This is a genomic window from Ralstonia sp. 1138 (genome assembly GCF_040544795.1).
GTDB lineage: Bacteria > Pseudomonadota > Gammaproteobacteria > Burkholderiales > Burkholderiaceae > Ralstonia > Ralstonia flatus.
On record NZ_JBEPKQ010000002.1, the window covers coordinates 848092 to 859767 of the forward strand.

Consider the following 11676-nt stretch of genomic DNA (forward strand, 5'->3'; position numbering starts at 1 on the left):
GCTCGCGCCCGCGCCCGACGCATTCCGCTTTCAACGTATCGCCGGACCGACGCCATGCCGATGACCGGCGCTTCCACCACGCATCTCGTTCTGATTCCGAGCTACAACCCGGGCCCCAAGGTTGACGACACCGTACGCAGCGCGCGTGCGCAGTGGAACCCGGTCTGGGTGGTGGCAGACGGCAGCACCGACGGCAGCACCGAACGGCTGCAGGCCATGGCCGCGCAAGACCCGGGGCTGCGCGTGATCGTGCTGCCCCGCAATCGCGGCAAAGGCGTGGCCGTGCTGGCCGGGCTGGAAGCTGCTGCCGCGGCAGGCTTTTCCTACGTGCTGACCATGGACGCCGATGGCCAGCATCCCGCAGACCTCATCCCCGAATTCATGGCCGCCTCGCAGGCTGCGCCCGACGCGATGATCCTCGGCCAACCGGTGTTCGACGCGTCGGCGCCGCAGGTGCGCGTGCAGGGTCGGCGCCTGTCCAACGGCTGCGCAGACATCGAAACGCTGTGGGCCGGCATTGGCGATACGTTGTTCGGCTTTCGCGTCTATCCGATTGCACCGCTGGCCGAGATCATGCGCCGGCAGGCATGGATGCGCGGTTTCGATTTCGATCCGGAAGCGGCGGTGCGCCTATGTTGGGCGGGCGTGCGCCCGATCCGGCTGGCGGCGCCGGTGCGCTACTTCCGCGCGCACGAGGGCGGTGTCTCGCATTTCCGGTATCTGCGCGACAACATCCTGCTGTTCGGGATGCATCTGCGCCTGACGGCGGAGGGCATGCTGCGGTTGCCGTCGATGATTGCGCGGCGGGTGCAGCGCGGTTGGTAGCCCGCGGCGGGCACGTTCAGACCGCTTCCGCGGTGGCCTTGGCCTGGTTCAGCAGGGTTTCGGCGGCGTGCCACGCTTGCGACGCGACGGATGGATCGCCGATGGCGCGGGCATCGGCCGTGGCGCCCGACAGCAGCATCACGTAGACCCCCGCAAGTTGCCGTGCCGTATTGGCGGGCACCACGTCCTTGAGCAGCGTTTCCATCATGGCGAGCAGGTCGTCGCGGTAGCGCACCGCCACGCCGGTCACCTTGGGGCAGGTGGAGCCGAACTCCGCCAGCGCGCGTTCGAACAGGCAACCCGCAAACTCCGGGGTGCGGAACCACGCGCCGTACCAGTCGAAGATGCCCTTCAGGCGGGCGGTTGCGTCGGGCATGGGGCTGAGCTTTTCGGCGATGCTGCCCATGACGTACGTATAGCGCTGCTCCAGCACTTCCTTGATCAGATCGTCCTTACCGGAAAAGTGGCGGTACAGCGTCATACGGGCGACGCCGGACTCGTCGATGATCCAATCGACGCCTACGGGATGGAAGCCGTGCTGGGAAAACAACTCGCCGGCCTTGTCCACCACCTGTTGGCGCTTGCTTGCGCGCATTGCTACCTCTCCTGTTTGCTGTGCCGCATCTTAGCACCGGCCTCTTTTTGCGGCCTGTGGATGTGGCCCGCGGGCCGTGCGCTGCAGAGTGTTGTTGCCGCGTCAGCTTTACGCTTTGGTAACACAACTGCACACGGTTCCGGCTAAAGTAGACCGATCTATATCATCAGCCCGCACATCCTGTCGGAGCGGGGAAGAGAAAGCGTTGTACAGCCGATGCGGCGGCGCCGGTTTTGCGAACGGGATCGCAAAAAACGACCGGCACCTGCCAGGCTGTCAACGGAGTTTCTCTCGATCAACAGCAACAATAAAAAAGGGGTCAGGCGAATGCGGAATCGTTTGCTGATGTTGGGGGTCGTGTCGCTGCTGGCCGCGTGTGCCCAGCCGCAGCCGCCCAGCGATGTAGTGCGGGTGTGCGACGACCGCGGCTGTGCCGATCGGCCGAAGGCCCAGGTGGCGTTCGATCAGGCGAATATCCCCGACGAAGATCCACGCATCGTCGCCCTCAAGGAAGTTGCCAAGCGAGAACCCAAGGCTGCCTACGACCTGGGTCTGCGCTATTTCCGCGGCGACGGCGTCCGTCAGGACAGCTACCAGGCACTGAACTGGATGCGCGAGGCGGCCGAGCACGGCAACCTGCAGGCGCAGAAGGCCCTCGGCGCGTTCTACCTGTTCGGGCTGGAAGAGATGGGCTCTGACCCGCGCGAAGCTGAAAAATGGCTCTCGATTGCCGTGAGCCGCGGCGACAAGGAATCGAAGAAGCTGCTCGAGCAAGCCCGCGCCGCCAAGAAATCCGACGAAGACGACTACAAGTGGCGCGCGCAATGGCGCAGCACCTACTACGGCTATTGGTATTCGGGCTATCCGTACCTGGGCGTCTGGCGCCAGACGAGCTGGTACTGGTATTGAGCAGGCACCGCAGTCATCCGTTTCAAAGCGTTTCAAGGCAGTTCGGGGAGGGGGGAAAGCCTGTTGCACACCTCGCACGCCTGATCCAGGGGGGCTTATTGAGTCGCAGGACGCATAAGCCGAACATCGACTCAATGTGAGCCACACAACAATATGAACACCAATCTTCTCAGCCGCACTGCCAAGGCCGCAGGCGTGGCACTCATCACCGCTTCCCTGGCCGCCTGCGCTGGCGGCGGCGTCGTGACCCCGGGCGGACAAAACGCCGGCGTGAGCGGCGCTGCGGCCGGCGGCTCCAGCGTAGGCGCAGATCCGACGCTCGAGCGCTGCGCCTCGCCGCTGGGCACCATCGCCATGGACGACGGCCGCAACGCCGACTGGTACGGCCAGTTCGGCAGCGCCACCAAGGTGACGACGATCGATCCGCTGCTGCGCATGGCCGTGCAGCAATCGAACTGCTTCGTGATCACGTCGATCGGCAACCAGAAGACGGATGCACGCCTGTCGCGCATCACCGATCTGCAGCGCAACTCCGGCGAATACCGCGCCGGCTCCAAGCAGCAGAAGGGCCAGCGCGTGGCGGCCGATTACTACATGGAGCCGCAGATCATCATCAACGACTCGCCGATCGGCGGTGTGGCGGGTGCCGTGGGCGGCCTGCTGGGCAACAGCGCCATTGCCGCGCTGGCCGGCAGCGTGAAGTCGAAGGCTTCGGTCGTGACGCTGACCCTGTTCGACGTGCGCTCGGCCGTGCAGATTGCGGCCGCCGAAGGCAGCTCGACCGCGACGAACTACGGCGCCGTGCTGGCCGGTTTTGGCGGTGGCGTGGGCGGTGGCCTGGCAGGCTTCTCGGCGACGCCGGAAGGCAAGGCTACGGTCGTCGCCTTCATCGACGCATGGAACAAGATGGTCGTCGCGCTGCGCAGCTACAAGGCGCAAGACGTCAAGGGCGGCCTGGGCCGCGGCGGTCAGCTCAAGGTCAACTGATCAGGATTGAACGAGGAAAGCACTGCGAGGGCGTTCAGCGCCCCGAAGTGCGAAAGCAAGAAAGCCTGCGGCGGTTGCGTCGCAGGCTTTTTGTTTTTGAATCGGGCGGCGCTCAGCGCGCGTCTTTCGGCTTGTCGCCCTTGGGCCAGTCCTTGGTGCGCGCGGCATAGTCAGGGCGCGGCTGCTGGGTAAAGAACGCTGCCACGTCCACGGCCTCCTGCGCGGTCAGCGTGCCGCCCTGACCCAGCGGCATGTTGTGCTTCACGAAGGCCGCGGCGGTGTACATGCGCGCCATGCCTGCGCCCACATTGAACGAATCCTTGCCCCACAGCGGCGGCATCAGGTAACCGCCTTGCGGGTTGGGCAGCCCCTGGCCCTCGGCGCCATGGCAGGCGGCGCAGCGCTGGGCGTAGACGGCTTTGCCGTTGTCGCGGTTCGGGGCGAGCGCGGTGTCGATTTTTTCAAAGCCGCGCCCCGTCACGTTGGTGCCTACAGGGACACCGCTGGAGAGCCATTTCATGTAGGCGAGGATGGCGTTCATGTCTTCGCCGTCGAAGGCGATGGGCTTGCCGTTCATCGACCGCTGGAAGCAATCATTCACGCGTTGTTGCAGCGAGATGACCGCACCGCTGCGAGAGCGGTACTCCGGAAACGCGGCAGTCAGCCCCACCCATGGTGATGCGTAGGGCGTCGTGCCGCCATTGAGGTGGCAGCTCGTGCAGTTCAGGCCGTTGCCGACGTTGTGCGGCAGCTGGCGCTTGGTGTCGGTGAGGATCAGCTTGCCGCGCTTGATGGCGTCGCCCACAGGCCCGGCGGGGATGGTGGCTTCGTCTGGCACCGGCAGCGTTGCCGGCGTTGTTTGTGCGAATGCGGATGTGCCGATGGCCAGCGCCAATGCGGCACCGAGTTTGCACAGCGTCATGTTGTCTCTCGTGGGGTTGGTTATCGGTTTATATGCGGAAGCGACTGGCTAGCGCTTGCGTTCCAGCACGCTAAAGAGGGCCATGCCCGCCAGCATGGCGGCGACAAAGCCGACAGCCTTGGGCACGCCCGCGCCCAGCGCCACCAATGCCGGCCCGGGGCAGAAACCGGCCAGTCCCCAGCCGATGCCGAACACGGCGCTGCCCAGCACGAGCCGCGCGGTCACGCCCGTGGCCGACGGCAATTGGATCAGCGTGCCCAGCCACGAGCGGCCGCGCCGCCGCGCCACAAAGAAGGCGACCACGCCGACTGCAATCGCCCCCGCCATCACGAACGCCAGTGATGGGTCCCATTGACCGAACAGATCGAGAAAGCCGAGCACCTTGGCCGGATTGGCCATGCCCGACATGATGAGCCCGGCGCCAAACAGCAGGCCTGCAACGAGTGCGATCACGAGGGCCATGTCAGCCTCCCACCACGTGGCGCACGATGAACACGGTGACGATGCCCGACGCCATGAACGTCAGCGTTGCCACCAGCGAGCGAACCGAGCCGCGCGACAACCCGCAGACGCCGTGGCCGCTCGTGCAGCCGCCTGCGTAGCGTGTGCCGATGCCGACCAGGAAACCTGCCGCCAGCACCTCGCCCCAGCCGGCGGCGATGTCCGGTACCACGGGGTGGCCAAGCCATGCCGCAATGAGCGGTGCCCCCACCAGGCCGATCAGAAACGCGACGCGCCAACCCATATCCCCCTGCGGGGGCTGCAGCAGGCCGCCAACGATGCCGCTGATGCCGGCAATGCGGCCGCTGCCCAACACCAGCACGGCCGCCGCTAGCCCAATGACAAGGCCGCCAGCGAGCGCCGCGCCTGGAGTGAAGTGTGCGAAGTCAATCGACATGAAAAACGGGAGAGGGGCAGAGAACAATCTAGATTCCAATAATATATAAATTTATAGATTGTTTGTCATGTGCCGAGACAGGCAAACGCCAAGGCTGACCTTGGCGCGATGAAGGGAGCGCCTCAAAGCCGGATGATGTATCCCTCGCGCGGATGTGTGCGGCCCGCATGCAGGGCCGCAATGCGCGCCTGGGCGGCCGGCATGCCGCGCTCTTCGATCAGCGTGAGCCAGCCGTGCCGGGGTTCGCGTACGTGGTCGATGAAGCGTCGCTGCGCGGCGTTGAATTTTTCGGTGACGACCGCGGGGCCCCAGTCTGCGTTGCGCTTGCGGATTTGCACGGGCGCGAAATAGAACTGCGGCGCCGGGCCGGGCAAGTCCGCGGCCTCGATGAAATCGGTGTTTTGCGCCGATCCTGCAAAGCAGTCGTAGACCAGCGCGTCGCCAAAGTGTTCGTGCACGCGCCTGCGCAAGTCCGCATCGCCGGAGAAGTCGACGTAGAGCGTGGGAACGTTGGTGGAGAGCGTGTCGAGTGTGTCGTACGTGACGCTGTCGTGGTAGCAGCCCAGGCTATCGACAAAGGCCCGATTGCCGCCCGACGTGAGGGCGGTGAGCGTCAGCCCCGGCGTGTCCTGCAGGCAGAACGCGGTGCCGTATGCCGTTTTGCTCGATGCGCTGGAGAACACCAGGCGCCGGGCACCGAAGAATGCGTTGTCCGCCAAAAAATCCGCCAGCATGAACGACGTGATGAACAGCGGACGATAGAGAATCTGGTAGTTCTCCAGCGCAGCGTCGTAAGCGGCGTCTTGCGACGCGCGCGTGTATTGGTTGTAGGCGGAGACAAGCGCCTGTCGATGTGCGGCGCCATCGTAGAAGCCGCGCGGCGTGACGCGTTCGGGCTGCATGCGCAGATGCGTGGCGATCGGGAAGTAGCCGTAGAAACGCTCGCCGACGTCGACGCCTTCTACGGTGGAGCTGACCACATCGGCAAAGCCCCACACGGGCATGTGGCCCCAGCCGTCCTGGCCGGTGGGGAAAAACGACCAGTACTGCATGGCATCGCCAAAGGCCGCGTAGGTGATGTTGTTCGTGGTGAGGGCAAAGCGGTCCAGGCGCAGCACGACTTCGCCGGGCGCCGCGGCCGGCGCGGTGTCGGCGGTTTCCAGCCGGCTTTCGTTTAGGGCATCCTTGCGCGTCAAGAGCCGCTGGTACGGGGCGTTCATGGTGTCTTCTCCATTCTCGGGATTGATGGGCGGATGGCTTCACTCTATCGTCGGCCGGCGGGCGCCGGGTTCGGAAACGGGCAGGCCGAAAGCGCCCGCGCCAAACCGCTGAAGCGGCCGTCGCAGCGCCGCGCCAAGTTCACCGTGCAGGCCATCTACGAGGCATTTGTTCGGATTTGGCAGCGCGGCGGCGGAGAGGCGGCGACCACGCGCGCGGTGGCGCTGGAAGCCGGCTGCTCGGTCGGCGCGCTGTACGAGTATTTCCCGAACAAGGAGGCGCTGCTTTCGGGTTACGTGCGGCACACCATCGAGGTCTTGCTGGCGCGCATCCAGAACGAGGTGACCAACCGTGTCGACACCCCGTGGGCAGACCGCGTGCGTCATCTCGTGAGGCTCAGTTGCGGCGATCCGGCGCTCGATCCGCCGTACTTTGATCACGCCATGCTGATGCGCGAAGACCGCATCGCCGAACCCAAACACCATGCGCGCTTCTTCGATGAGTTGGGCGCCGCCTGGTGCCGGGCGCTGGACGCCTGCCCCGATCTGCCTGGCAGGCCAAGTGACGCACTGGTACAAACGCTGCTACAGGCCATCTGGGGCGCACGTCGCTATCGCCTGTTGCTGCAGGACGCGCCGCTGCCGACTGAGGTGTGGATCGCCGAGATGGAACAGTTGTGCCTGCGCGCCCTGGGTGCGAGGCCGAATGCGGCTTGATGCGGCGCTATTTGGAGGCGGCGTTGCCTGATGGGAACACTCGCGCGAAGGCAGGGTGCGAACCGATTGTCTGGGCAGCGCATCCTCGCTAGGCTGGGACTTTGCGGCGGAGGGCTGCGCGATGAGTTGGCAGAACTGGGTTGTCTCGAGGATGGTGCGCAACCAGGTCAAGAAGCCGACCGAGCGGGAGCCGTTCGACCCCATCGCCACGCGCCTGCATGCCGAGAAGCGCAAGATGCCTTTGCCGGTGGAGCTGCCGCCGGATTGGCGCATCGTGCCGACGCTTGGGGCCCACGGCGATGGCCTCACCGGCGAATGGATCGAACCTGCCGATCCGGACCTGCATGACGACGCGCCCGTCGTGCTTTACCTGCATGGCGGCGGCTACTTTTTCTGCAGCCCGCGCACCCATCGCCCGATCACCATTGGCCTCGCCACGCATGCGCGGGCGCGTGTATGCGTGCCGGACTACCGGTTGGCACCCGAGCATCCGTTTCCAGCGCCGGTTGAAGATGCGCTGTTGACGTATCGCGCGCTGCTGGCGCAAGGCGTGGCGCCATCGCGCATTGTCGTGGCGGGCGATTCCGCAGGCGGCGGACTGGCGTTGGCGTTGCTCGTGGCCTTGCGCGATGCGGCGGACCCGCTGCCGGCGGGCGCGGTGCTGTATTCGCCGTGGACGGATCTTGCCGCCACCGGCCAAAGCCTGATCGACAACGATGAATCCGACGTGATGTTTCGCGGCGCGTGGATGGCGCACGGTGCCGCGTTGTACCTCGGTGACTCGGGTGCACCGACGGATCATCCGCTCGCCTCGCCGCTGTATGCCGATTTCACGGGCTTGCCCACGCTGCACTGCTACGTCAGCACCAGCGAAGTGCTGCGCGACGACACCCTCCGAATGGCCGAGCGCGCGCGGGCGGCCGGGGTATCCGTTTCGGTAGAAATGGGGCGGCGGCTTCCGCACGTGTGGCCGATCTTCTATCCTTTCCTTCCAGAGGCGCGTGTAGCGCTCAAACGATCGGGCGAGCAGATCAGACGACTCGTTGCCGCCCGACACGAGAACCGAGAACCGGTGGCACTGACGCCGGCATGACCCGACCGGCGCCCCTGCGCAGCCGCTTCGGGATGCGCAAACGGGGAGCCCAGCATGCGTCGGGTGGTGGTATTGGGTGTGGTGCTGGCCGTGGCGGCCGGTGCCTGGCAGTGGAGCCGGCTGCATCGGCTGAGGCTGGCCGATGTGCGCTTTGCGCCAATCGAGAACGTTGCTGCTGCAACGGGCGGCGCGGGCGCTCCTGTGCTCAATGCCAACAAATCGCACTGGCTCAAGGCGTGCGACCAGGCGCTGGGCCCGATGCGCGTGGAGGTGCGCGCCACCGAAACGCCGCTCTCGTTTTCCAACGACCGCTCGGTCGAGCAGCTCACCGCCGAGGCACCGCCGTACGACCGCTCAGCGCGCGTGCTCGGCAAGACGTATGCGACGCTGGTGGCGCGCTTCGACGTGAACAGCCGCTACATGGCCATCGCCACGCAGCCGGCCACCACCTGCCTGCGGCCGTCCATTTCGGTGGAGCTGGTGCTGAACAATTTTCGGGTGACCGTCGCGCGCGAATTTGCGCCGGGCACTTGCGCGTACAACGCCATCCGCGAGCACGAATTGCGGCACGTCGCCGTGAACCGCGCGGTGCTGCCGCACGCCGCGGAGGTCATCCGCAAGGAAATCGAGAGCGAATACGGCGGGCGGCTTTACTTTGGAGACCCTGACCGCATTGCCGCGGATTTACAGGTGGCGCTGACGCGCCATTGGCTGCCGCGGGCGCAATCGCTGATCGAACTCGGCTTGCAGGCGCACGAGCAGATCGATACGCCGCGCGAGCAGGAGCGCATGAGCCGCGTGTGCAACGGCGAGGTGCAGGCCGTATTGCAGCAACTTACGCGCAGCTAGCGCGTGAACAACCGCGAGTTCAGGCGGCCGGGCGGTGCGCGGCGCGGGCCTGCAGTTGCGCGACGGCTTCGTCGACGATGGCGTCAGGCGGCAGCGCGATGTCGACGATGACGGCGTCGGTCGGCTCTTCCAGCGCGTCGAACTGGCTGCGCAGGAGGCTCGGGTTGAAGAAGTGGTCTTTGCGCGCGGCAAGGCGGCCTTGCAGCAGATCGAAATCGCCCTTCAGGTAGACGAATTCAGCGTTGCCGGCGGGACCGCGCAGCACGTCGCGGTAGCGCTGCTTCAGCGCCGAGCACGCCACCACCAGGGATTGCCCGTTGCTTGTCTTCTCGTCCATGTAGGCGCGGATCGATTCGAGCCAGGGTTTGCGGTCGTCGTCGTTCAGGGGAATGCCGGCGTGCATCTTGGCGCGGTTGGCCTCGGAGTGGAACTCGTCGCCGTCACGGAAAGCGCAGCCCAGCCGCTCGGCGATCTTCTGGCCCACCGTGGATTTGCCGCAACCCGAAACACCCATCACTACTACGATCATCGTCGATCCCTACGTGCAAGAAAGCCCAAAACATCAGGCCGGCATGTTAGCGCGTTGGCGAGGGCGGCCGCCGATTTTTGCTGCTGCAGCGCAGCAATTGTTCCGCGTCATTGTTCGTCCGAGAACGGATTGCCAAATGCGTCAAGCTGCGTCAAATTGCGATCGATGCAGTGGTTACAAATCATTCAGAACAAGGCCCCAAAACGGCCAACGTTGATTGGAGGAGACATCCATGGCTGGTGAGGTTTTCGACGCGCGACCGCGCAACGGTGTGTCGTATGTGGTGGGCGATACGTCGGTACCGCTCGCACATGTCACGGTCTCGGCGTTGCTGGCGGAGACCGTGGGCCGCTGCCCCGACGACGAGGCGGTCGTGTTCCGCGAGCAGAACGTGCGCTGGACGTGGCGCGCCTTTGCCGAACAGGTCGACGCGCTGGCCGCCGGCTTGCACGCGCTGGGACTGGAGCGGGGAGATCGCATCGGCATCTGGTCGCCCAACCGCGTCGAATGGGTGCTCACGCAGTTCGCGACGGCGCGCCTGGGGCTCATCCTCGTCAACATCAACCCTGCGTATCGGCTCTCGGAGCTGGAATACGCGCTCAACAAGGTCGGCTGCAAGGCCGTCGTGGCGGCCGAAGCGTTCAAGACTTCGCGCTACCTGGAAATGCTGCAGACGCTCGCGCCCGAGCTGGCGACCGCGCAGCCCGGCGCATTGAATGCCGCCAAGCTGCCGGCGCTGCGCTGGGTCATCCGGATGGGCGAAGCCAATACGCCCGGCATGCTCAACTTTGCCGAGGTGATTGCGCGCGGAAAAAGCGTACCCGTTGATGCGCTGGATGCCATCACGGCCACGCTGTCGCCTGACGACGCCATCAACATCCAGTTCACCAGCGGCACGACCGGCGCGCCGAAGGGCGCCACGCTGACGCACGTCAACGTCGTCAACAACGCACGCTTCGTTGCCATGGCGATGAACCTGCGGGGCGGCGATCGGCTGTGCATTCCTGTGCCGCTGTATCACTGCTTCGGCATGGTCATGTCGGTGCTCACCTGCACGGCCACGGGCGCTTGCATGGTGTTTCCGGGCGAGGCGTTCGATCCGCTGGCTACGCTGCGCACGGTGGCGGAAGAGCGCTGCACGCAGCTGCACGGCGTGCCGACCATGTTCATCGCGCAGCTCGATCATCCGGACTTCAAGCGCTTCGATGTATCGACCCTGCGCGGCGGCATCATGGCCGGATCGCCGTGCCCCATCGAGGTGATGAAGCGCGTGGTGTCGGAGCTGAACCTGCGCGAGGTTACCATCGCGTACGGCATGACGGAGACGAGCCCCGTGTCCTTCCAGAGCGCCGTGACCGATCCGCTCGACAAGCGCGTGACCACGGTCGGCCGCATCCAGCCGCATCTGCAGGTCAAGCTCGTGGACGGTGCGGGCGAGGTGGTGCCGGTGGGCGAGAAGGGCGAGCTGTGCACCAAGGGCTACTCGGTCATGCTCGGCTATTGGGACGACGAAGCCAAGACTGCCGACTCCATTCACGACGGCTGGATGCGCACGGGCGATCTGGCCACGTTCGATGCCGAGGGCTACTGCAACATCGTCGGCCGCGTGAAGGACATGCTGATCCGCGGTGGCGAGAACGTCTACCCGCGCGAAATCGAAGAATTCCTCTTCCGCCATCCGAAGGTGCAGGCCGTCAACGTGTTTGGCGTGCCCGACCCGAAGTACGGCGAAGAGGTCTGCGCGTGGATCGTGCTCAAGCCCGGCCAGCAGGCCACGGAAGACGAAATCCGTACGTTCTGCCAGGGCCAGATCGCGCACTACAAAATTCCGCGCTACATCCGCTTCGTCACCGAGATGCCGATGACGGTCACGGGCAAGGTGCAGAAGTTCGTCATGCGCGATCGCATGATCGAAGAACTCAAGCTGACGGTGGCCGCCACGGCCTGAACGGAGCTTGCAGTTTCGCAGTTGAAATGCGAACCGGTTGCGCGCGGCTTTTCGTTGCCATGACGATGCTTGCCGCGCGCAATTTTGTTTGCCTGCCTGGGCAAACCGCGCGGTGAAAACCGAGACACGTTTCCCGCATGCGTCTTGCCGATAGGGGGCGCTCGCAGTCAAGCGGCCGCGCAAGGCG

The 11676-nt window shown here is 65.3% G+C and carries 13 protein-coding genes; 7 read left to right on the plus strand and 6 right to left on the minus strand.

The window, feature by feature from the left end; genetic code table 11:
• Nucleotides 1-54: 54 nt before the first annotated feature.
• A complete protein-coding gene (locus ABIC76_RS11725) occupies nt 55-825 on the plus strand; it encodes a glycosyltransferase family 2 protein (RefSeq protein WP_102064473.1) in 771 nt (256 codons plus the stop codon).
• 16 nt (nt 826-841) lie between these two features.
• On the opposite strand, the gene ABIC76_RS11730 is transcribed toward ABIC76_RS11725, so the two are convergent.
• Nucleotides 842-1420: a TetR/AcrR family transcriptional regulator gene (locus ABIC76_RS11730; RefSeq protein WP_102064474.1), complete on the minus strand. Its 579-nt coding sequence runs from the start codon at nt 1418-1420 to the stop codon at nt 842-844.
• A gap of 327 nt (nt 1421-1747) precedes the next feature.
• On the opposite strand from ABIC76_RS11730, the gene ABIC76_RS11735 reads away from it, so the two are divergent.
• Nucleotides 1748-2329, plus strand: a complete 582-nt coding sequence (locus ABIC76_RS11735; protein ID WP_316883644.1) for a tetratricopeptide repeat protein — start codon at nt 1748-1750, stop codon at nt 2327-2329.
• 153 nt (nt 2330-2482) lie between these two features.
• Nucleotides 2483-3316 carry a hypothetical protein gene (locus ABIC76_RS11740; RefSeq protein WP_027678262.1) on the plus strand — a complete coding sequence of 278 codons (834 nt, stop codon included), beginning with the start codon at nt 2483-2485 and terminating at the stop codon, nt 3314-3316.
• A 112-nt stretch (nt 3317-3428) separates the two neighbouring features.
• Here the strand turns inward: ABIC76_RS11740 and ABIC76_RS11745 are convergent, their stop codons facing one another.
• The 4 genes from ABIC76_RS11745 to ABIC76_RS11760 all read right to left on the minus strand — a co-directional run bounded on the left by ABIC76_RS11745 (nt 3429) and on the right by ABIC76_RS11760 (nt 6356).
• Nucleotides 3429-4238 carry a c-type cytochrome gene (locus tag ABIC76_RS11745; RefSeq protein WP_354534060.1) on the minus strand — a complete coding sequence of 270 codons (810 nt, stop codon included), beginning with the start codon at nt 4236-4238 and terminating at the stop codon, nt 3429-3431.
• Nucleotides 4239-4286: 48 nt separating this feature from the next.
• Nucleotides 4287-4700: a DUF6691 family protein gene (locus tag ABIC76_RS11750; protein ID WP_354534061.1), complete on the minus strand. Its 414-nt coding sequence runs from the start codon at nt 4698-4700 to the stop codon at nt 4287-4289.
• Nucleotide 4701: 1 nt separating this feature from the next.
• Entirely contained in the window at nt 4702-5136 is a 435-nt protein-coding gene (locus tag ABIC76_RS11755; RefSeq protein WP_354534062.1) for a YeeE/YedE family protein, read from the minus strand.
• 122 nt (nt 5137-5258) lie between these two features.
• On the minus strand, nt 5259-6356 hold the full coding sequence (locus ABIC76_RS11760) for a DUF2855 family protein (protein WP_354534063.1): 1098 nt from the start codon (nt 6354-6356) through the stop codon (nt 5259-5261).
• Between the two features lie 33 nt (nt 6357-6389).
• Here ABIC76_RS11760 and ABIC76_RS11765 point away from each other — a divergent pair, with 33 nt between their 5' ends.
• The 3 genes from ABIC76_RS11765 (at nt 6390) to ABIC76_RS11775 (ending at nt 9012) form a co-directional block, all read left to right on the plus strand.
• The gene (locus tag ABIC76_RS11765; RefSeq protein WP_354534064.1) at nt 6390-7070 is read left to right on the plus strand and encodes a TetR/AcrR family transcriptional regulator; all 681 of its coding nucleotides are present in this window, start codon (nt 6390-6392) and stop codon (nt 7068-7070) included.
• A 121-nt stretch (nt 7071-7191) separates the two neighbouring features.
• Nucleotides 7192-8163: an alpha/beta hydrolase gene (locus tag ABIC76_RS11770; RefSeq protein ID WP_354534065.1), complete on the plus strand. Its 972-nt coding sequence runs from the start codon at nt 7192-7194 to the stop codon at nt 8161-8163.
• Nucleotides 8164-8217: 54 nt separating this feature from the next.
• Nucleotides 8218-9012 (plus strand): hypothetical protein, encoded by a 795-nt coding sequence (locus ABIC76_RS11775; RefSeq protein ID WP_354534066.1) that lies wholly within the window; start codon nt 8218-8220, stop codon nt 9010-9012.
• Nucleotides 9013-9031: 19 nt separating this feature from the next.
• On the opposite strand, the gene ABIC76_RS11780 is transcribed toward ABIC76_RS11775, so the two are convergent.
• Nucleotides 9032-9541: a gluconokinase gene (locus ABIC76_RS11780; RefSeq protein ID WP_102064483.1), complete on the minus strand. Its 510-nt coding sequence runs from the start codon at nt 9539-9541 to the stop codon at nt 9032-9034.
• A gap of 232 nt (nt 9542-9773) precedes the next feature.
• Between ABIC76_RS11780 and ABIC76_RS11785 the strand changes: the two genes are divergently transcribed.
• A complete protein-coding gene (locus tag ABIC76_RS11785; protein ID WP_354534067.1) occupies nt 9774-11489 on the plus strand; it encodes an AMP-binding protein in 1716 nt (571 codons plus the stop codon).
• Nucleotides 11490-11676: the final 187 nt, after the last annotated feature.

Coding starts and splice junctions, on each gene's coding strand:
- ABIC76_RS11725 (WP_102064473.1), top strand. CDS start 55: ATGCCGATGACCGGCGCTTCCACCACGCATCTCGTTCTGATTCCGAGC.
- ABIC76_RS11730 (WP_102064474.1), bottom strand. CDS start 1,420: ATGCGCGCAAGCAAGCGCCAACAGGTGGTGGACAAGGCCGGCGAGTTG.
- ABIC76_RS11735 (WP_316883644.1), top strand. CDS start 1,748: ATGCGGAATCGTTTGCTGATGTTGGGGGTCGTGTCGCTGCTGGCCGCG.
- ABIC76_RS11740 (WP_027678262.1), top strand. CDS start 2,483: ATGAACACCAATCTTCTCAGCCGCACTGCCAAGGCCGCAGGCGTGGCA.
- ABIC76_RS11745 (WP_354534060.1), bottom strand. CDS start 4,238: ATGACGCTGTGCAAACTCGGTGCCGCATTGGCGCTGGCCATCGGCACA.
- ABIC76_RS11750 (WP_354534061.1), bottom strand. CDS start 4,700: ATGGCCCTCGTGATCGCACTCGTTGCAGGCCTGCTGTTTGGCGCCGGG.
- ABIC76_RS11755 (WP_354534062.1), bottom strand. CDS start 5,136: ATGTCGATTGACTTCGCACACTTCACTCCAGGCGCGGCGCTCGCTGGC.
- ABIC76_RS11760 (WP_354534063.1), bottom strand. CDS start 6,356: ATGAACGCCCCGTACCAGCGGCTCTTGACGCGCAAGGATGCCCTAAAC.
- ABIC76_RS11765 (WP_354534064.1), top strand. CDS start 6,390: ATGGCTTCACTCTATCGTCGGCCGGCGGGCGCCGGGTTCGGAAACGGG.
- ABIC76_RS11770 (WP_354534065.1), top strand. CDS start 7,192: ATGAGTTGGCAGAACTGGGTTGTCTCGAGGATGGTGCGCAACCAGGTC.
- ABIC76_RS11775 (WP_354534066.1), top strand. CDS start 8,218: ATGCGTCGGGTGGTGGTATTGGGTGTGGTGCTGGCCGTGGCGGCCGGT.
- ABIC76_RS11780 (WP_102064483.1), bottom strand. CDS start 9,541: ATGATCGTAGTAGTGATGGGTGTTTCGGGTTGCGGCAAATCCACGGTG.
- ABIC76_RS11785 (WP_354534067.1), top strand. CDS start 9,774: ATGGCTGGTGAGGTTTTCGACGCGCGACCGCGCAACGGTGTGTCGTAT.